Origin of the sequence: Huijunlia imazamoxiresistens, assembly GCF_037132455.1 — a bacterium.
In the GTDB taxonomy this organism is placed as follows: domain Bacteria; phylum Bacteroidota; class Bacteroidia; order Chitinophagales; family Chitinophagaceae; genus Flavisolibacter; species Flavisolibacter imazamoxiresistens.
This window is the reverse complement of the sequence record NZ_JBBBEI010000001.1, coordinates 1-18,962: the sequence shown is the minus strand read 5'-3', so window position 1 is coordinate 18,962 and position 18,962 is coordinate 1. Positions and strand designations below refer to the sequence as shown.

The following is an 18,962-nucleotide window of genomic DNA, read 5'->3' as shown; positions in this document are numbered from 1 at the left end:
GTAGCCAGGGAACAGCAGAAAAGCCAGCCAGCAACATAGGTGGTATAGATAGGCCAACGGCCGCATAAACTGCAAGGTTAAGGGTGGTAAAACAGGTTTTGCGCTTGCAGGGCGGGATCAGGTGGCAGAAAATCAGGGATAGCTGCACCGGGGAATTCATAGCAACAGCAGGAAGGCGAAGGTACAAGGAACCAAAGAATTTAAGCTCATCCTGGCTCATAGGATTTATGCCCGTTGCTGCCCGGACGGAATAAAACGGGCCAGGATTTCTTCCAGGACTTTCTCTAAAAACGATATGGACCAGGGTTTTTCAAAATGAAGCTCAATGCCGGCGGTATACGCCTCGGCTACCTGGGGTCCAACCCAGGAGCGGCACCACAGCAGCACCGGGATGTGCCGGTACCGTGGGTGCGCCTTCAATTGCTGCACGCATTCCACGCTGCTGTCCGGACCCAGGTCGGCGTCGACCAAAATCAGGTCGGGCAATTGTCCCTCCAGGGCAGGCATCAGGTCGCGGGACTCGCACAGGCTGGTCAGTTGTGCCTGGGGGGCCACCTGGCTCAGGGCTTCCTGGAAAATCAGGCGGTCATCAATGTCATCGTCCAGCAACAAAACATGGAAATTATTAAGGGTGCTCATGGCTGTAGATTTAGGGTGAGTGCACAACCGGCGATTCCCGGTTAGTGGATGCAAGTTCGCACAGCCTTTTTTTTGGGCAGGGTACGCCTTAGCCAAGATAAGGGGCCCAAATCGGTACAGGGGAAAAAATACATTTGTCCCCCTACCCTTTACCGATTTGAACCCCTTACACCTGGATCCTCACATCCAGATGGCAAAAAAAAACCGGCGAAAATTTCTTTTCGCCGGTTTTTGCCTTACCACCATCCCCCCGGACCTACCGGGAAGGGGGCTTCATTTTCATAGTGGGGAACGGCAGGCCTCGCCGAACTTGAAAGCTGGTATTCAAAGGAAGCCTGCTGCTGGGAGGACCCTCCGGGATTGACCGGTTGGTCTTCGGCTTCGTACAACTCGCTATATACCGCTTCAATCTGTTTTACGGTATAGCGGGTAGGCAGGCGGTCGTGTTTGAGGTAACTGCGGAGCGACCCCTCGGCAATCCGCATCAGTTTGGCCGCTTGACCGATCGGGTAATCTTCTAAAATCCTTTGCAGTTTTTCATGGTAGTTCATAGCTTATTGATTTTTAAGATTGATTTTCAGAACATTTACACTGCAAAGCTGAAAAAATCTGCCAGCCCCCCGGGGGAGGATTTGTATCCATTTAGGGGTATTTTTCTATTACTGTCCCGGACTATCCTGCTTTAACATTTCCGGGAAATATCGATTTCCCGGCCGAAATAATATCTTTGGCATCCGGGCCCCCTGGCGCGGCCACAGACGGAAACATCAATGCTATCCCAGGAAAAAGTCATCCGTTCGGAAAACACCTTTACGCAGCTATTGATTCTTTAATTTTTAGAGCAGGAGGGACCCGGCAGCTTCCAGGGGTGGGGCCTCCTCCAAAACAGGCATCCATGATCACCGATGTGCTTTGGCGCCCGCTATGGACGCCCTTTTTCCTGCTGTTGCTGGCCATCGCCCGGGCCCCGTCCGCGGCGGGGCAGCCGTCCCTGGTATTCGACCACCTGACGGTGGAGAACGGCCTTTCTTCCGTTTCGGTGCTCGGCCTTGCCCAGGATCACCGGGGGTTTATCTGGATCGGCACGATGGACGGCCTGAACCGCTATGACGGCAGCCGGGTAAAAATTTACCGCTCCTTCTACCGCGATAACCCTTTCGCGCAAAGCATCAAGATCCACCGGCTCCTGGCCGACCGCCAAGACCGTCTCTGGATCGGCACCAACCATGGCCTGTACCTGTACCACGCCCAGGCCGACTCCTTCCAACGGTTGTCCTTGCCCGAAACGGACGAAACAGGCCGCAGAACCAGCAGCATCTCCGCCCTGTATCAGGACCGGAAGGGCACCATCTGGATCGGCACGGAAAACGGCCTGCTGCAGCAACCCGCCGGGCAGCCCCCGGCTCCCCGGCCCGTGGCCCTGGTGGACGGGGCCGGCCGCCCCTGTACCCGTACGGTCCAGGCCCTGCGGGAAACCAGCGCCGGCCAGTTGCTGATCGGTACCGACGAGGGCCTGTTCCTGCTGCGCCATACGGGCGTGCCGCCGGGCTGGTCCCGGCTGAGCCGCCAGCTGGCCAGCCACGACATCGCCGCCCTGGCGGAAGACCACCAGCAAAACCTCTGGATCGGCACCGTCGGCTCGGGGGTGTTCCGGGCAGACAAAGACTTTTTTCCCCTCGGCCGGTACCTGCACCGGACCGGGGCCACGGACGGGCTGGTGAGCAACACCATCCGCAAGATCATCACCGACCGGAAGGGACGTACCTGGATCGGCACCCTGAAGGGTCTGAACGTATATGAGCCCGCTACCGGCCGCTTCCAGTCGTATGTGCACCAGCCCGGCAACCCCCGTTCGCTGAACTTCAACTCGATCTACGACCTGCTCGAAGACCGCCAGGGCAATGTCTGGGCCGGCACCTATTTCGGCGGGGTCAACATCTGCGAAGCCCTCACTACCCGCTTCACCGCCTACCAAAGCGACGGAAAGGAAAACAGCATCAGCAGCGACCTGGTGCGCGGCATCGCCCCCGATTCGGCCGGCAACCTCTGGGTGGGCACCGAGGCGGAAGGCCTGAACTACTTTGACCGCAAAACGGGCCGGTTCACCCATTTCAACCATGACGAAAACGACTCCGCCTCCCTGAACTCCAACCTGGTAAAGGCCATCCTGCGCGACCGCCGCAACCGGATCTGGGTGGGCCTGCATACCGGCGGGCTCGACCTGATGCTGCAGGGGGGCCGGCGTTTCCGGCATATTACCCGCAAAAACACCCGCAACGCCCTGCGCTCGGACAATATTACCGCCCTGATCCAGGACCGGAAGGGCACCCTCTGGATCGGCACCGAAACCAACGGCATCAGCCTCTACAACGACCGGACCGGCCGGATGGAAACCTTCGAATCGGCTTACCCCGGCCTGCGCCTGTCCAACCCCTCCATCATCTGCCTGTTCGAAGACTCCAAAAGGAATGTGTGGATCGGCACCAAATACGGCCTGAACCGCCTGGATTCCTCCGGCCGCCAGCTCACCACCTTTACGAAAAAGGAACACCCAAGGGAATTGCGGTCCGACTTTATCAACTGCATATCGGAAGGCCAGCGGGGGCGGGTTTGGATCGGCACTAACCTGGGCCTCTGCTATTTCGACCTCGATTCGGGGCAGCGCCGGCTGGGAACGCTGCCCGAGGCCGGGCCGCTGGCAGATAAAAAAGTGATGAACATTGTCGTCGACAGCGGCAATTACGGGTGGATCACTACCGACCTCGGCCTGTACCGGATCGACAAAGCCAGGTGGCAGCTGACCGAATACACCACCGATGACGGCCTGCCGGGAAACGTTTTCAATAACAATTCCAGCTACCGCGCCCCCGACGGCCGCCTGTTTTTCGGCGCTTTTAAAGGGCTGGTGTCCTTCCACCCCGCCGAAATCGAAATGAACCGCCAGGCGCCGGAGATCCAGCTGACCGGCCTGCGTATCAACGGCCACCCGGTGACAGCCCGAGACTCCCTGGGCCTGCTGCAACAGGAAGTGGCCCAAACCGGCCGGGTCATCCTGGACCATAACCAGAACATGGTGTCGGTGGACTATGCCGTGCTGAATTTCATCAAGCCCCGGAAAAACCGCTCGGCCTACCGCCTCCAGGGCTACGACGACCACTGGACCTTTCCCGAGACGCCCACCGCCAGCTTTACCAACCTGCCGCCGGGCCGCTATACCCTGCTGCTACTGGGAAGTAACAATGACGGGGTGTGGACCCAAACGCCCCGGAAACTGCAGCTCACCATCCTGCCGCCCCCGTGGAAAACCTGGTGGGCCTACGCCACCTATGCGTTTACCCTGGCGCTGGCATTCTACGGCATCTACAGCTTCCTGGCCTCCCGGGCTGAATTGCAGCGCCGCCTGAAATACGAACAGCTGGTGAACCAGCAGCAGCAGGAACTGCACCGCATGAAGATGGACTTTTTCACCCATGTCTCCCACGAGATCCGCACGCCGCTGACCCTGATCCTGGCGCCGCTGGAAATGCTGCTGACGATGGCCGAAAATGCCTCCGCCCTGCACCAGAAGCTGCTCCAGTCGGTCCGGACCAATGCCGACCGGCTGTTGCAGCTGACCAACGACCTGCTGAACTTCCGCAAGGCGGACGCCGGCCATATGCAGCTGAAGGTGCGCCGGGACAACCTGGTCGCCTTCGCCCGGTCGGTCCATGCAAAGTTCACCGCCGCCGCCACGGGCAAGTCGCTCGCCTATACCTTTGCCGCGGAAGAAGAGGTGATCGAGGTGTGGTTTGATCCCGGCCACCTCGAGATCGTCCTCTCCAACCTCCTGTCCAACGCCCTGAAGTTCACCCCCGAGCAGGGGAAGGTAGTCATGCAGGTGACCCGCAAAAACGGGGACAGCGCCGAGATCCGGGTGTGCGACAATGGCCCCGGCATCCCGCCGGAAAGCCAGGAAAAGATCTTTACCCATTTTTACCAGGCCAGCTCGCGGGGCAATAAAAACCCGGGCTCGGGCATCGGGCTTGCTTTTTCCAAAAGCCTGGTGGAACTTCACCAGGGAACCCTGCATTTTCAAAGCGGCCCGAACCCGCAAACCGGGATGCAGGAAACCTGCTTTTTCGTAACCCTGCAGCTGGGCAAAAAGCATTTCGAGCACACCAACGTCCTGTTCGACCAACCGATTCTTCCATAATATAATTGCCACAGCATATGACCGACTGCAAAATTTTAATCATTGAAGACCACGCCGAGATCAGGGACCTCCTCAGGGTATGCCTGGAAGCCGAATACAGCGTGGTGGAGGCGGCCGACGGCCGGGAAGGCTGGGCGATCGCCGTCAGCGAGCTGCCCGACCTGATCATTACCGATGTGATGATGCCCGAAATGGACGGCAACGACCTCTGCCGCAACCTGAAGGCCGACGAGCGCACCAGCCATATCCCCGTGATCATGCTGACCGCCAAGGTGGGCGAAGAGCAGCAGGTGGAGGGCCTGGAGTGCGGGGCCGACATTTACCTGACCAAGCCCTTCAGCGTGCAGGTGCTGCGGTCCTATATCAAAAACCTGCTGAAGGCCCGCGAGCTGCACCGGGCCCTGTACAGCCAGAAAGTGTTCCTGGAACCCTCGGGGGTGGAGGTCGGCTCGGTGGATAAAAAATTCATGGAACGGCTGATGAGCATTGCGGAAGCCCATTTGGGGGACCCGGATTTTAACGTGTCCGGGCTGGCCCGGGAGATCGGGATGAGCAAGGCCGTGCTCTATAAAAAATTCTTTGCCCTGGTGCATATGCCCGTCGGGGAATTCATCAAGTCGCTGCGGCTCAAAAAGGCCGCCCTCCTGCTCACCCACGACCGGATGAACATATCGGAGGTAGCCTGGGAGGTGGGCTTCAGCGACCGGAAGTATTTCAGCAAGGAGTTTAAAAAATTCTTCGGCAAAACGCCCTCCGAATACGTAGGCGCCCCCCCCACCGGCGCCGGCGGGGAAGAAACGGACGAGTAGGCGCCGGTCGCCCTGCAGCCGGTTGCAGGGCCGGCAAGCAGGTGCCCGGGCAACAGGTGGGCAGCTACCTGCCGGTCAGGCTTGCGACCGGGGGAAAGGCACAGGAACGACTCCAGAGCACCACCGGAATGAACTGGTAAACGGGGTGGCTCCGGATCCGTTTCAGCCCGTCGGCCCCGTTTTCCCCGGCATACCGGTGGCCTACCACGATCAGCGAAGGAAAACAGTTTTCCACCGCTTCCAGCAGGCAGCCGCCTTCCGTCAGGCAACTCAGGGTGGCACAGGGCGCCACCGCGGCCAGCGCCTCCGCAAACAAACGGCATTCCTCCGGATCATTCTCCAGCAGCAACACACAGAAAGGAAAATTTCTTGCCGGCATAGCTCGTGGTTTTTAGCGTTCGGTAATACCTTCCAAGTTAGCCCGGATGCCGGAGGAACAGGGAGGAAAAATCGTTCAAAAAAGGGGGAAAAACGTATACGCGCAAGAATCCATAATGGCGGCCGAAGGGATCGCTTTCCTTTTGGTTTGGAGTTTGCCTGCAGTAGGCAACAGGCGTCGGAACCTTCCGGCTCCTGCATCCCTAAATCGTATTGCCCGTGTACCCCGAAGCCACTTCTCTTTATTTTCCCGAACGCGACCTGGGCGAGCTGTTTCCCCGGGTGCAGCTGGAAAAAATTTTTCCCGATTCCAAGACCTTTGTCGACTGCCTGCCGGTACGTCCCCCGGCCGAAATTGTAGCGGCTTATGAAAGGGAAAAAAATGCTCCGGACTTCTCCCTGCCGGCCTTCGTGGCGGCGCACTTCCGCCTCCCGCCCGGGCTGCCGCAGTTGGAACCCGGTCCCCGGCGCGGCATGATGGACCATATCCGGGCCCACTGGGCCTACCTCACCCGGGAAGCGCTGCCCACCCACTCCTGCTCTACCCTGGTGCCCCTGCCCTACCCCTACGTGGTGCCGGGCGGCCGGTTCCGGGAATTCTTTTACTGGGACAGCTATTTTACCCTTATCGGGCTGCTCGAGAGCGGGGCCGACGCCCTGGCCCTGGGCCTGCTGCGCAACTGCGCCTACCTGGTGAACCGCTTCGGCTTTATCCCCAACGGCAACCGCACCTATTTCCTTTCCCGTTCGCAGCCGCCCTTTTTTGCCGCCATGCTCCAGGCTTATGCCCAAAAACACGGCCTGCCCTCCGTGCTGGAATTCCTGCCGCCCCTGGAACAGGAATACCGCTACTGGACGGGGGAGGCCGCGGCCGTAACGGCCGGTCAACCCGTTGCGGGCAAGTCGGTACGCCTGGAAGGCATTGTGCTGAACCGTTATGACGGCGGGGAGGTGGCCCTGCCCCGGGCGGAGGCCTACGACAAGGAATGGCGGGCCGCCTCGGTGCTGCCCGAAGCGGACCGGAAGGCCTTTTACCGCAACCAGCGGGCGGTCTGCGAGTCGGGCTGGGATTTCAGCAGCCGCTGGCTGGCCGACGGTCGCAACCGGGCAACCGTCCGGTGCGAACAGATGGTGCCGGTCTGCCTCAACAGCCTGCTGTATGCCACCGAACAGCAGCTGGCGCAGCTGCACGACTTTATGGGACATAAAGAAAAATCCGACCGCTATACCGCCCTGGCGGCGGCCCGCCGCGAAGGCGTCCACCGCTACTGCTGGCAGGAAGCCCGGGGCCTGTTTACCGACTTCGACTTTGTAAAAGGCACGCCCAATGAAGTCCTCTCCCTGGCCACGGTCTATCCCCTGTTCTTCGGCTTGGCCAGCCCGCAGCAGGCGGCCGCCATCGCCCCAATCCTGGGCGAAAAGTTTCTATATCCCGGGGGGCTGGTCACTACGCTGACCCCCTCGGGCGAGCAATGGGATTACCCCAACGGCTGGGCGCCCCTGCAGTGGCTGGCGGTCATGGGGCTGGACCGGTATGGCTACCATGAGCTGGCCCGCACCATCGCCCAACGGTGGCTGGAGTTGAACGAAGAAGTGTTCCGCCGGGAAGGAAAGCTGATGGAAAAGTACAACGTGGTGAACCTGGCCCTGCCCGGTGGCGGCGGCAGCTATGCCAACCAGGACGGCTTCGGCTGGACCAACGGGGTGGCCCTGGCCCTCCATGCCTGGCTGGGAGGAAAGAACGATTAACAACCTGATTACTAAATTATTTAGTATATTTACTGCTCATCTTTTTCTATGAGTGATCGCGTGTTAGAGAAGCTGGCGCTGCTGGCGGATGCGGCGAAATACGATGTATCCTGCAGTTCCAGCGGCAGCAAACGAAAAAACGAAAACAAAGGCCTGGGCAATGCGGAAGGCATGGGCATTTGCCATGCCTTTACCGAGGACGGCCGCTGCGTATCGCTGCTGAAGATCCTCTTAACCAACCACTGCATCTTCGACTGCGCCTACTGCGTCAGCCGGCGGAGCAATGACACCAAACGGGTGGCTTTTACGGTGCAGGAGGTGGTGGACCTCACCCTGAACTTTTACCGCCGCAACTATATCGAAGGACTGTTCCTCAGCTCCGGCATCTTCAAAAGCGCCGACTATACCATGGAACGGCTGGTACGCATTGCCCAACAGCTGCGGACCGAACACCGCTTCAACGGTTATATCCACCTGAAGGCGATCCCCGGCGCCAGCGAAGAGCTGATCAAAGAGGCCGGCCTGTATGCCGACCGCCTCAGCGTGAACGTGGAGATGCCCACCGAAAAAAGCCTGCAGCTGCTGGCGCCCGAAAAGAAGCGGGCCGACATGATCCGGCCCATGACCGTGCTGAAGGAGGCGATCCTGGCCAACCGCGAAGAAAAGAAAGTGCTGCAAAAGGCGCCGCTCTTCGCCCCTGCCGGCCAAAGCACCCAGATGGTGATCGGCGCCACCCCCGAAACCGACTGGCAGATCCTGAAGCTGTCGGATGCTTTTTACAAGCAAATGCAATTGAAGCGGGTGTATTATTCCGGTTACGTGCCGGTCAGCGCCGACAACCGCCTGCCGGCCCCGGGCACCCCGGTTCCCATGGTGCGCGAGAACCGCCTCTACCAGGCCGACTGGCTCCTGCGCTATTATGGCTTTACGGTGGACGAGATCGTGTCCGCCGACGATCCGCACCTGGACATGCAGATTGACCCCAAGCTGGCCTGGGCCCTGAAAAACCTGCACCAGTTTCCCGTGGACATCAACCGGGCGGACCCCGAATTGATCCGCCGCATTCCGGGCATCGGCCTCGGGTCGGCCAAAAAGATCGTGGAAGCCCGCCGCTTTGCCACCCTTACCTGGGACCACCTCTCCAAGTTCCACATCGCGGCCAGCCGTGCCCGCTATTTCGTCCAGCTGAAAGGCGCCCTGCCCCTGCTCACCGATTACACCCCGCAGCAGATCCGGTCCTTTATCCTGTCCGGGGCCCGCAGCAAGTTTGCGCCCAATTACTCACCCCAGCTCCGCTTATTCTGATATGCAAACCGTTCTCTATGACGGCAGCTTCGAAGGCTGGCTGTGCGCCGTATTCGACGTGTACGACTACAAGTTCGACGAGGTCACCATCTGTACGCCGCAAAATTTCCGGGGCAACATTTTCGAAAAAGTCCATACCGTTCATTTCAGCGAGGAGCACCGCGACCGGGTGTGGAAGGGTTTGCAGAAAAAGTTGTCCGCCGACGCCCTGCAGGCCCTGTACCGGGCCTTTCTTTCCGAGGAAGCAGGCATCGAAACCACCCTGTTGCAGTACGTACAGTATGCCTTCCGCTCCGCCGTTTCCATGGAATCCGACTTCAGCCATCCCGCTGTTTTGGCCCTTACGGGGGCCGCTAAATTAGTGTGGAAGGAAAAGCACCGCATGGAAGCCTTTGTCCGGTTTCAAAAAACGGGCGACGGACTGTATTATGCCCTCATTGAACCGAACTGCAACGTGCTGCCCCTTATCGCCCCGCATTTTGCCGCCCGCTATGCCGACCAGCACTGGCTGATCTACGATGGGAAAAGAAGGTACGGCCTCCACTATGACGGGCAGGAAGTGCAGCAGGTGGAAGTGGCCTTTTCGGAAACTTCCGGCAACGGCAAATACCCCGCCCCCCTGTACGATGAAACCGAGGAACTCTACCAACAGCTCTGGCGCCAGTACTTTAAAAGCGTCAACATCGCCGCCCGGAAAAACACCAGCCTGCAGCTCCGCCACATGCCCCGGCATTATTGGAAGTACCTGACGGAAAAAAACGGAAACCGCTAAGCCTCTACCCGCACGACCACCTTACCCACCGTTTCGCCTTTCTGGAACAGGCGGATGGCCTCGTGCAACTGATCGAAGCCGAAGACATGGCCGATATGCTGGGGTGGCAGCTGCAGCTCCTGCAAGCCTGCCAGCATCCGGTGCATGAGGTCGGTTTGTTCGTACAGGAAGATCAGGTTAAACCCCAGCAGCGATTTGTTTTGCGAGGGCAGGCGCAGCGGGTCGATCTTCGGGCGCCGCAAAAAATGCCAGAGCAGCCGCGGGTAGTTGGGTGCCGGCCCGTGGCTGGCAAAGCTGGCGCTGCCGTACACCACCATCCGGCCTGTCGGCGCCATCGCCTTCCAGCCCTGCGCCAGTATCTTTCCGCCGATGCACTCCATCACCAGCAGCAGCGGACGGCCGCCCAGGGCGGCTTGCAGTTGGGACGCAAATTCCTTGTCTCTTACAATGACGGCATCATAGGCTTCTTCCCGCTTCAGGAAATCGGCCTTGCCGGCCCGGCCCACCGTGCCGATGGTATAAGCTCCGAACTTTTTGCAGATGCGGTTGGCCATAAGGCCCACGCCCCCGGCGGCACTGTGGATCAAAACGGTCATGCCCTGCTGGAGGTTGCCCAGGGCCGTGAGGGCATAATAGGCAGTCAGGCCCTGCACCAGGAAACCCGCCCCCTGCTCGAAGCCCCAGTCGGCGGGTAGCGGTACCACGTAGCGGAAGTGGATGTTGATATGCGAGACATAGGCGCCGAACTTCGTGACGCCCATCACCCGGTCGCCCACCTTCCAGTCGGTGACGCCTTCGCCCAGGGCGATGATCTCGCCGGAAAATTCCAGGCCGGGGATATAGGAGCCGGCGGGGGTGGCGGGGTACAGTCCCTGCATGGAAAAGATATCGGCGAAGTTCAGCCCTATGGCATGTACCCGAACGCACACCTGGTCGCGAGCCGGAGCTTCCAGCACTTCTGTCTGCAGCCGGAGGTTTTTAATGGAACCGGCTTTGGGCATCCGGTACACCTGACGATGAAGCATAAACGATCAATTTTCTTTGGTTTTTTCCCGGCTCAATTTAGAATTGTTTTTTTGGGGGAGAGAGAAAAATAGTCTTTAGTTTGAATTCTTCCTTCGGGTACCGAAGCTGCGGTTTGTTCTTTTTGTCTTGGAAACAAAAAGAACCAAAAAATTCAAGCCGGCCCTCTCGCCTGGGGCGAGACCGGGCCGGCAGGCCCACGCAAAAAGGGGGCTCAGCGAGTGTTTGTCTCGAATATTTCCAATTCTTCGAAGAGTTCGGCGTGCTATTACAAAAATCTATAGGCGCTGCATTCCGCCTTGCCATTCATTACACTTGAAAGAAACGTTAGGTCCGGCGGAATGAGGCGCGTGACCCTAAAGTTTTTACAGATATGAAGATGCTTTTCGCTGCCCGGAAGAAACTACAAAAGTCTTTAAGACTTTTGTAGTTTGTCGGGTCTGTGGCAGGGTATCAAAGCACGAGCCTTTAAACACTTGAGGGTCACGCGCCTCATTTAGCCGGACCTAACGTTTCTTTCAATTTTCCACACAAAAGTTTTCCCAAAAACAATTTATGGAAGCTTCTCACCGCGGCATCTCACAGGAAAACCACGTATGGAAGCAAACAAAATCTTAACTGCCGATCTGCTGGACCTGGTCTTCGAGGAACGCAACAAAACCTACGGCGCCTACGAGCTGCGCCGCTCCTACAACAAACGCATTCAACTGGCCCTGCTGGTAACAGGAGGGCTTATCCTGGGCGGTTTTGCCGCCCTGTACATCTCCCAGGCGATGAATGCCGGTACGCATACCATCAACCAGACAGATGGTATTACGCTGTCTGAGGTAGACATGACCCCCAAGGAAAAAACACCCGAACCACCGCCCCCCCCGCCGCCGCCCGTGCAAAAATCAGTACCCCAGGTGAAAATGGAAATATTCACGCCCCCGGTCATCACCAACGACAAAGACGTGAAAGAAACAGACGTTCCCCCGAAAATGGACGACCTGAATGACGCCCGGATCGGTACTATGAAAGTGGACGGAGTAGACGACGTCGGCGCGGCGGTGCCACCGGTGGCAGACCATAGGTCCGTTGTTGTTGCCCCGGCGGCAAAGGCAGACGATGAGGAAACCGTTATGACCAAGGTGGAAATTGAGGCCGAATTCCCCGGCGGTGCCGCCGAATGGGCCAGGTTCCTCAGAAGAAACCTGAATGCCAGCGTGCCCGTAGACAATGGGGCGGCGGAAGGCTCCTATACCGTCATCATTCAATTTATCGTGGACAAGCAAGGCGCCGTCAGCGACATCCGGGCGCTCACCAACCACGGCTTCGGCATGGAGGAAGAAGCCATCCGGGTGATGAAAAAAGCCACCCGCTGGACCCCCGCCCTCCAGAACGGCCACAATGTGAATGCCTACCGCAAGCAACCGATCACCTTCGTGGTGGCCACCGAATAAACGGCATTTTTTTAACGCCGCCTTTGGAGTTCCCCAAAGTAAAAAGTTGAAGATGCAGCGATTTTGCCGCATCTTCGTTTTTCTACTTTCGGTCTATGAGAAAGCCCTTTTATTCCGCCGCCCTGTGCTGGGTACTGTTCGTTACCTTACTGGTCCTTTCCTGCCGCAAACAGCAGTCCGGCCAGCCGCCGGTTTCTCCCGTTTCGGTACACCTTACCCTGGGCAATCCCAGCGAAGCCGTCGCCGACTCCACCATTTTTTCTAACTACCTGATGGTAAAGCCCCAGTACGCCCTTTCCTATAACCGCGAACGGGGCACCCCCAACTGGGTCAGCTGGCGCCTCGACCCATCGTCCCTGGGCAGTGCGCCCCGCCAGGACAATTTCCGCCCCGACCTGACCTTGCCCGGCGGCTGGTACCGCGTACAAACCTCCGACTATACCGGCAGCGGCTTCGACCGCGGCCACAACTGCCCTTCGGCCGACCGCACCCGCACGGAAGAAGACAATGCCGCCACCTTCCTGATGACCAATATGATCCCGCAGGCCCCCAACAACAACCAAACCACCTGGGCCAACCTGGAAAGCTATTGCCGCAAGCTGGTGGACGACGGCAACGAACTCTATATCATTATGGGCGTCGCCGGCACGGGGGGCACCGGCAGCAACGGCGTCAGAACCACCCTGGCCGCCGGCAAGATCACGGTACCCAACCGCATCTGGAAAGTGATCGTGGTGCTGCCCCAGGGAACCGACGACCTGCAGCGGGTAACGGAAGCCACCCGCGTGATTGCCGTCAACACCCCCAATACCCATACCATCGATGCCGACTGGAGCCGCTACCGCACCTCGGTCGACGCCCTTGAAACGGCCACGGGCTACGACCTGCTGTCGGCCCTGCCCGCCAGGCTGCAGGCTTCCCTGGAAGCGCGGGTCGACAACGGCCCTGCCCATTAACCTAGGTCTCTACCAGCTTCGTTCGCAGGCCGCCGTACCCGCTGCCGTCGGCCAGGGGGCCCGTCAGGAAGGCATCGACCTGGATGCGGCCGATGCGGTAGACCACCAGCCCCGACACCGCCTCCTTTAATACCTGCAGCAGGCGGGCAAACCGGCGGGCGGTTTCCTGCTGGCCGGGATCGGCACCCGGAGGCACCGTAACGGCATTGCGGAAAAAATAGTCGGCCGTCACCTGCTCCACCACAGCGTCCGGACCCTTGCCGGCCAGCTCCTTTAATTTTTCTTCCGGCAACGGGCCGGCCTCCTCCCAAAAAACCGTTTCAAAAGGGTAATCCGATTCGCTGATAAAAAATAAACCTGCAGCGGCCTCCTCCAGTTGTTGGAGCAAAGGAGAACGGCGGCTTGTGTGGGTTGCTTCCATGCGTTCAAGATAGGAAGTTGGAAGGATATTACGGGCAGGCCTCAGCGCCGGCGGCATCTGACGGGCAATTGAGCGGTTCCACCGATTCTTCCGCACCGGTGCCCGGAGCACCGGTACCTTTGTGCTGCAATCATTTATATCCGTTATCTGATCCGATCCCTAAGAAAACACAGGCCGCCAACTAACTGCTGTCAACCGCCCGGCCTGCAAAAAAATTCCCCTCCACGTGAGGGGATTTTTTTTGCAGGTCGTGAAGAGAGCGGCTTACCCCGGAATACCCAGGTCACCCTCAGCAAAAACCCGTATCCGCAAAATAACTTTTGAATTAATTTGTACGGCTGAGCTTTTTGCAGAGATCCTTTTTGTTTACCTTGAACTTCCATTCGCAACTTTCCCATTCCTGAAAAAGGGCCGGTCCGCCCCGGCAACCGATTCTTTCCGCAACCTAACCGAACCATCCACACCCTTGTAACTTCTACCACCAGCCACTTCCCGTTGGAAACCCTCTGTTTCACCTGCCCCGGAAACACCCGCACCTCCTGAACCAAAAATTCAATGCCATGAAAAAGGATTTCCGATGGTCCCTGCTACTATTGTCGGGATGCCTCTTCCTGCTTCCCTTCCTGGCCTTTAACCAATTCTTTTTTACCGCGAATAAATTAAGCCGCGAGTGGGCGGAACGTTACAATGCCGCCAGCCTCCAATCGGCCGACCAGGCCTGCGCCACCGCCCTGGATGCCTGGGGCAACGTGCTCACTGCCGGCACCATCGAAAGCGCCGAAAACGGCGCCGACTATGCGATCGTCAAACGCGACGCCAACGGCAGGCTGCTGTGGCGGGAAAAATACAACGGTCCCGCCAATGGCGCCGACAGGGCGCTGGCGCTGGCCGTGGACGCTGCCGGCAATGTATATGTTACCGGCACCAGCAACGACTACCGCGAACAGGGCGACTACGCCACCATCAAATACGACAAAAACGGCCTGCAGCAATGGACGGCCCGCTTCAACGGCGCCGGCGGCCGCCACGACGAAGCCCTGGCGCTGGCCGTGGATGGCCGGGGAAATGTATATGTCACCGGCAGAAGTGCCGGCGAGGCCTCCGGCGCCGACTATGCCACGGTGAAGTACGACCGCGACGGCCGCCAGCAGTGGGTACGCACCTACAACGGTGCCCTCGGCGAGGACGATGAAGCCCGCGCCCTGGCCGTGGATGCCCTGGGAAATGTATACGTCACCGGCACCAGCGAAGGCAACTATGCCACCCTGAAATACACGGCTGCCGGCGACCTGCTCTGGGAAAAGGTCGTCAACGGCCCTGCGAACGGTTACGACCAGGCCACCGCCCTGGACGTGGACGCCGCCGGCAATGTCTATGTCACCGGCGCCAGCGAAGGCAGGGGCTCGGCCTCCGACTTTCTTACCGTTAAATACGATCCTTCGGGCCGGCAGTTATGGACGGCCCGGTATAACGGTCCGCAAAACGGGACCGATGCCGCCCTGGCGGTGGCTGCGGACCGGAACGGCAACGTGTTCGTAACCGGCGCCAGTGATGAAAGCGAGTCGGCTTCCAGCATGGCACTGGTGGCCTATAGCAGCGTCGGCGCCCTGTTGTGGACGGCCCGCCACGAGAGCGATGCGGCGGGAGACGCCTGGCACCAACCCGCGGCCCTGGCGGTGGATGCGGCAGGAAACGTTTACGTAACGGGACGGAGCGCCCCCTCGGGCGAGCCGGAAAACGGCGATGCCGCCACCTTTAAATACGATGCACAGGGCGCCTGCCAGTGGAAGGTCCGCTTCAACGGCCCTGCCGGCCGCGGGGATGCCGGGCTGGCCCTTTCGGTGGACGCCGCCGGCAACGTGTACATGGCGGGCGTCAGCGCCGGCAAGGGCAGCGGCGACGACTTCCTGCTGGTAAAATATTCGGCCGAAGGCCGCCGGCAATGGACAGGCAGGGAAAGCGGTATGGGTAACGGGGCTGAAGAAGCCACCGCCCTGGCCGTACATCCCTCCGGCACGGTGGCAGCGGCAGGATGGGCCACCGCTTTGACCAACAGTGCCGGCGAGGGCACTACCGACTACCTGACCATCAGCTACAATGCCGATGGCAGTCCCAAATGGGAAAAACGCTACAACGGACCCGGCAACGGCAACGACGAAGCCACCGCCGTGGCTACCGACGAGCAGGGGAACGTGTACGTAACCGGCGCCAGCTACGGCAGCGCCTCCGAAAAAGATTTTGCCACCATCAAATACGACCGTAACGGCGGGCTCCAATGGGTAGCCCGCTACAACGGTCCGTCTGCTACCAACGACATCGCCGTGGCCCTGGCCGTGGATGCGGCCGGCAATGTGTATGTTACCGGCAGCAGCGAAGGCAACCACTACAACCGCGACTATGCGACCATCAAATACGACCGCAACGGCGCCCAGCAATGGGTGGCCCGCTACAACGGCGCGGCCGGCGGCATGGAACGGGCCGCCTCCCTGGCCGTGGACGCCGCGGGCAATGTATATGTCACCGGCTCGGGACAACTGGGCGACCAGGCCTCCACCTACCTCACCCTGAAATACAACGCCCGGGGCGAACAGCTGTGGGCAGCCCGCTATGCCGGCAGGGGCGGCTGGAGCAACGCGGCCAGGGACCTGGCCGTAGACGCGGCGGGCAATGTATATGTAACAGGGAAAAGCTATGGCTGCGAAACGGGGGCGGATTACGCCACCGTAAAATACGACTACCAGGGCCGGGAAGTGTGGGCCCGGCGGTTCAACGGCCCGCTCAATGGCTATGACGAGGCCACCGCCCTGGCCGTGGATGCGGCGGGGAACGTGTGGGTAACGGGCAAGGCCGACGGTACCACCAACAGCGCCGATTATGCCACCATAAAATATGACGCGGAAGGAAACGAATGCTGGGTACGGCGGTTCAACGGCTCCCGCAATTCCATCGACGGGGCTACGGCCCTGGCCCTGGACGGGAAGGGAAACTGCTACGTCACCGGGCAGGCCGATGGGCTGGGTGCCGGCGGCAACCTCGCCTCGGTGATGTATGATGCGCAGGGCAACCGCCTGTGGTCGGAAACCTTTGCCGGGACCGGCAACGGGCAGGACAAGGCCGCCGCCCTGGCGGTGGACGCCCGGGGCAACGTGTACATTACCGGGCGGAGTACCGGCCGGGTCAGCGGGTCGGACCTGCTCACCCTGAAATACACCCCCCGCTCTTCCGCCCTGGCGGGAAGGAAGGCCCCTTCCCTGCTGCAACAAACCTTATTCCGCTTCTGCTTCGGGCTGCCGGCCGGCAGGCAGGAGTGACTCCCCTCTTCCGGACCACGGGACCGGGGAGCGGCCGGGAAAAACCACCGGGGCGGCCTTCCTCCAGCCGCCCGCTCCTTAACTCCCGGCTGCAGGCCTTTTGGCTTGCGGCCGGGTTAACTCTATAGAACGGTCCCCTCAGCGCACCGAATAGGCCGGGGTGGCGGGACTCTTCTTCGCCCGTTCCTTCAGGGCTTTCAGCACCGTATTCATCAGGGTTTCAAACGGCACTTCGGCAAAGGCTGCCGGGTAGCCCGTGGCCGGGTAATGCACCCGGGTGGCCCGGTCATATATATGGTAGTCGACCAGGGAGTGGTCCTGCACCAGGCTGGCGGAGCGCAGCGTTGTGCCTTCCGAAACATTGCTCAGCATGGCAAACCGGTAGACCGTGGTATCCCTGTAAAGGCTGAGGCTGCGCAAGATCTCCGCCCGCGAAGCGATCTCGTAGCGGAAGGGATAGTTCTGGGCCAGCAGTTCCCTGATCCGGTGGTTGGCCTGGGCTTCACCGGGCAGCCGCTCCACCAGCAGCACGGTATGGGCGCCTTCGTAGAGCGGGGGTACATGGCTGGTGCTGACGTGGTGGGCGGTGACGCAGGAGGCAAGGGGGAACAGCACGAAAAGGAGGACTTTCATGTTCGTTGGTTTGGGTCTCTAAATTTACTTAAAGCTCATCAGGATTTGTAGCAAATCCAGGGGGGATTTCCCGGCTACACCACGTATACTGGTCGGCAGTCCTTATTTTAGCAACCGGCCTGCCGGCAACCTGCCCGTGCAGGGCCGACCTCTTTTTTCTTATCCAAAACCCATAACGAACATGTACGATATTATCGGGGATGTGCACGGGCATGCACCGGCCCTGGAGGCCCTGCTGTCCCGGCTGGGATATACCCGGCGAAACGGTTGCTGGCAACACCCGGAGCGGACGGCCCTGTTTACCGGCGATTATATCGACCGCGGGCCGGCTATTCGCGAAACCCTGTACCTTATCCGGCAGATGGTGGAAGGCGGCAAAGGGCTGGCCCTGATGGGTAACCACGAATACAATGCCCTGGCTTACGACTTTGAAGTACCCGGGGGTACCCACCTGCGGCGGCACAACGAAAAGCACCGGCAGCAGCACGCAGCCACCCTGCAACAGTTCGCCGACCACCTGGGAGATTGGCGCTCGTACCTGGACTGGTTCCGGACGCTGCCCCTGTTTGCCGACCTTCCGGGCCTGCGGGCGGTGCACGCCTGCTGGGACGAAAGCCATGTGGGCTGGCTGAAAGGCCGGGGCCATGCCACCCTGTCCGAAGCCCTGCTGATCGGCTCGCACGAAAAGGGAACAATGGAACACGAAGTGATCAACGAACTGCTGAAGGGAAAAGAGCTGTCGCTGGCGCCCGAGCATGCCTTTGCCGACAAGGACGGCCACTACCGTACCCGGGCGCGCATCAAATGGTGGATGGAGGCCCCGGGGGCCTGCTACGGCAACTTCCTGTTCAACTGCCACGACGAGCTGAGGGAAAAACCCGTGGAAGGTCTTGCGGCCTTTGCCGGCTATCCCGCGGATGCGCCGCCGGTTTTCTTCGGCCACTACTGGCTGTCGGGCCCCTCCCCGCTCCTGCAGGCGCCCAACGTGGCCTGCCTCGACTACAGCATCGCCAAAGGCGGCCAGTTGGTCGCCTACCGCTGGTACGGGGAACAGCAGCTGGATTGCCGGAACTTCGTCCAGGTAGCGTAAATAACTACGAGGTAAGAGCTGAACAATTAAAATACAATAAACTATATTATATAAATAGCTGGATGCCTTGAAAAAGCGTCCAGCTATTTCTTTTTCAACCCCGGAAAAAAGGGTTTCACCGGCCTTGTATGCAAAAAAAGGTGCATGCGCCCGGTTTCAACCCCTGCTCTGCCGTGTTCACCGAAACCAACCTTTACTGCCCGGTTTAGCGGCGTAGCTTTGATCTATCAAACGAAGCCACT

General features: G+C 59.7%; 15 protein-coding genes. 9 read left to right on the top strand and 6 right to left on the bottom strand.

Features of this window, described 5'->3' with window-relative positions; genetic code table 11:
- Positions 1-225 precede the first annotated feature (225 nt).
- Positions 226-639, bottom strand: a complete 414-nt coding sequence (locus V9K67_RS00075) for a response regulator (RefSeq protein ID WP_336719151.1) — start codon at positions 637-639, stop codon at positions 226-228.
- Between the two features lie 236 nt (positions 640-875).
- Positions 876-1,190 carry a hypothetical protein gene (locus V9K67_RS00070; RefSeq protein ID WP_336719149.1) on the bottom strand — a complete coding sequence of 105 codons (315 nt, stop codon included), beginning with the start codon at positions 1,188-1,190 and terminating at the stop codon, positions 876-878.
- 344 nt (positions 1,191-1,534) lie between these two features.
- Between V9K67_RS00070 and V9K67_RS00065 the strand changes: the two genes are divergently transcribed.
- Entirely contained in the window at positions 1,535-4,831 is a 3,297-nt protein-coding gene (locus tag V9K67_RS00065) for a ligand-binding sensor domain-containing protein (protein WP_336719147.1), read from the top strand.
- Positions 4,832-4,848: 17 nt separating this feature from the next.
- Complete coding sequence (locus V9K67_RS00060; protein ID WP_336719144.1) at positions 4,849-5,640, top strand: response regulator transcription factor; 792 nt, start codon at positions 4,849-4,851, stop codon at positions 5,638-5,640.
- 64 nt (positions 5,641-5,704) lie between these two features.
- Here V9K67_RS00060 and V9K67_RS00055 read toward each other — a convergent pair whose 3' ends face one another.
- The gene (locus V9K67_RS00055) at positions 5,705-6,019 is read right to left on the bottom strand and encodes a hypothetical protein (RefSeq protein WP_336719142.1); all 315 of its coding nucleotides are present in this window, start codon (positions 6,017-6,019) and stop codon (positions 5,705-5,707) included.
- Positions 6,020-6,237: 218 nt separating this feature from the next.
- Between V9K67_RS00055 and V9K67_RS00050 the strand changes: the two genes are divergently transcribed.
- From V9K67_RS00050 to V9K67_RS00040, 3 genes are read left to right on the top strand one after another with little or no spacing between them, the layout of a single operon-like run.
- Positions 6,238-7,767, top strand: a complete 1,530-nt coding sequence (locus V9K67_RS00050) for a trehalase family glycosidase (RefSeq protein WP_336719140.1) — start codon at positions 6,238-6,240, stop codon at positions 7,765-7,767.
- 48 nt (positions 7,768-7,815) lie between these two features.
- A complete protein-coding gene (locus V9K67_RS00045) occupies positions 7,816-9,072 on the top strand; it encodes a putative DNA modification/repair radical SAM protein (protein WP_336719138.1) in 1,257 nt (418 codons plus the stop codon).
- A 1-nt stretch (position 9,073) separates the two neighbouring features.
- The gene (locus V9K67_RS00040) at positions 9,074-9,844 is read left to right on the top strand and encodes a TIGR03915 family putative DNA repair protein (RefSeq protein WP_336719136.1); all 771 of its coding nucleotides are present in this window, start codon (positions 9,074-9,076) and stop codon (positions 9,842-9,844) included.
- Here V9K67_RS00040 and V9K67_RS00035 read toward each other — a convergent pair.
- The gene (locus V9K67_RS00035; RefSeq protein ID WP_336719134.1) at positions 9,841-10,869 is read right to left on the bottom strand and encodes an alcohol dehydrogenase catalytic domain-containing protein; all 1,029 of its coding nucleotides are present in this window, start codon (positions 10,867-10,869) and stop codon (positions 9,841-9,843) included. The two genes, V9K67_RS00040 and V9K67_RS00035, sit on opposite strands and share 4 nt — an antisense overlap.
- A gap of 594 nt (positions 10,870-11,463) precedes the next feature.
- On the opposite strand from V9K67_RS00035, the gene V9K67_RS00030 reads away from it, so the two are divergent.
- Positions 11,464-12,309: an energy transducer TonB gene (locus V9K67_RS00030; protein WP_336719132.1), complete on the top strand. Its 846-nt coding sequence runs from the start codon at positions 11,464-11,466 to the stop codon at positions 12,307-12,309.
- Between the two features lie 95 nt (positions 12,310-12,404).
- A complete protein-coding gene (locus V9K67_RS00025; RefSeq protein ID WP_336719130.1) occupies positions 12,405-13,265 on the top strand; it encodes a DNA/RNA non-specific endonuclease in 861 nt (286 codons plus the stop codon).
- Position 13,266: 1 nt separating this feature from the next.
- Here V9K67_RS00025 and V9K67_RS00020 read toward each other — a convergent pair whose 3' ends face one another.
- A complete protein-coding gene (locus tag V9K67_RS00020) occupies positions 13,267-13,686 on the bottom strand; it encodes a nuclease A inhibitor family protein (protein WP_336719128.1) in 420 nt (139 codons plus the stop codon).
- A gap of 560 nt (positions 13,687-14,246) precedes the next feature.
- Here V9K67_RS00020 and V9K67_RS00015 point away from each other — a divergent pair.
- Positions 14,247-16,997 carry an SBBP repeat-containing protein gene (locus V9K67_RS00015; RefSeq protein WP_336719125.1) on the top strand — a complete coding sequence of 917 codons (2,751 nt, stop codon included), beginning with the start codon at positions 14,247-14,249 and terminating at the stop codon, positions 16,995-16,997.
- Positions 16,998-17,135: 138 nt separating this feature from the next.
- Here the strand turns inward: V9K67_RS00015 and V9K67_RS00010 are convergent, their stop codons facing one another.
- Entirely contained in the window at positions 17,136-17,630 is a 495-nt protein-coding gene (locus V9K67_RS00010) for a hypothetical protein (protein WP_336719123.1), read from the bottom strand.
- Positions 17,631-17,811: 181 nt separating this feature from the next.
- On the opposite strand from V9K67_RS00010, the gene V9K67_RS00005 reads away from it, so the two are divergent.
- Entirely contained in the window at positions 17,812-18,720 is a 909-nt protein-coding gene (locus V9K67_RS00005; protein ID WP_336719122.1) for a metallophosphoesterase, read from the top strand.
- Positions 18,721-18,962: the final 242 nt, after the last annotated feature.

Excerpts from the sequence above, each read along its gene's own strand:
- V9K67_RS00015 (WP_336719125.1), top strand. The coding sequence starts at position 14,247 with ATGAAAAAGGATTTCCGATGGTCCCTGCTACTATTGTCGGGATGCCTC.
- V9K67_RS00030 (WP_336719132.1), top strand. The coding sequence starts at position 11,464 with ATGGAAGCAAACAAAATCTTAACTGCCGATCTGCTGGACCTGGTCTTC.
- V9K67_RS00010 (WP_336719123.1), bottom strand. The coding sequence starts at position 17,630 with ATGAAAGTCCTCCTTTTCGTGCTGTTCCCCCTTGCCTCCTGCGTCACC.
- V9K67_RS00025 (WP_336719130.1), top strand. The coding sequence starts at position 12,405 with ATGAGAAAGCCCTTTTATTCCGCCGCCCTGTGCTGGGTACTGTTCGTT.
- V9K67_RS00075 (WP_336719151.1), bottom strand. The coding sequence starts at position 639 with ATGAGCACCCTTAATAATTTCCATGTTTTGTTGCTGGACGATGACATT.
- V9K67_RS00035 (WP_336719134.1), bottom strand. The coding sequence starts at position 10,869 with ATGCTTCATCGTCAGGTGTACCGGATGCCCAAAGCCGGTTCCATTAAA.
- V9K67_RS00070 (WP_336719149.1), bottom strand. The coding sequence starts at position 1,190 with ATGAACTACCATGAAAAACTGCAAAGGATTTTAGAAGATTACCCGATC.
- V9K67_RS00060 (WP_336719144.1), top strand. The coding sequence starts at position 4,849 with ATGACCGACTGCAAAATTTTAATCATTGAAGACCACGCCGAGATCAGG.
- V9K67_RS00040 (WP_336719136.1), top strand. The coding sequence starts at position 9,074 with ATGCAAACCGTTCTCTATGACGGCAGCTTCGAAGGCTGGCTGTGCGCC.
- V9K67_RS00045 (WP_336719138.1), top strand. The coding sequence starts at position 7,816 with ATGAGTGATCGCGTGTTAGAGAAGCTGGCGCTGCTGGCGGATGCGGCG.
- V9K67_RS00065 (WP_336719147.1), top strand. The coding sequence starts at position 1,535 with ATGATCACCGATGTGCTTTGGCGCCCGCTATGGACGCCCTTTTTCCTG.
- V9K67_RS00005 (WP_336719122.1), top strand. The coding sequence starts at position 17,812 with ATGTACGATATTATCGGGGATGTGCACGGGCATGCACCGGCCCTGGAG.
- V9K67_RS00020 (WP_336719128.1), bottom strand. The coding sequence starts at position 13,686 with ATGGAAGCAACCCACACAAGCCGCCGTTCTCCTTTGCTCCAACAACTG.
- V9K67_RS00055 (WP_336719142.1), bottom strand. The coding sequence starts at position 6,019 with ATGCCGGCAAGAAATTTTCCTTTCTGTGTGTTGCTGCTGGAGAATGAT.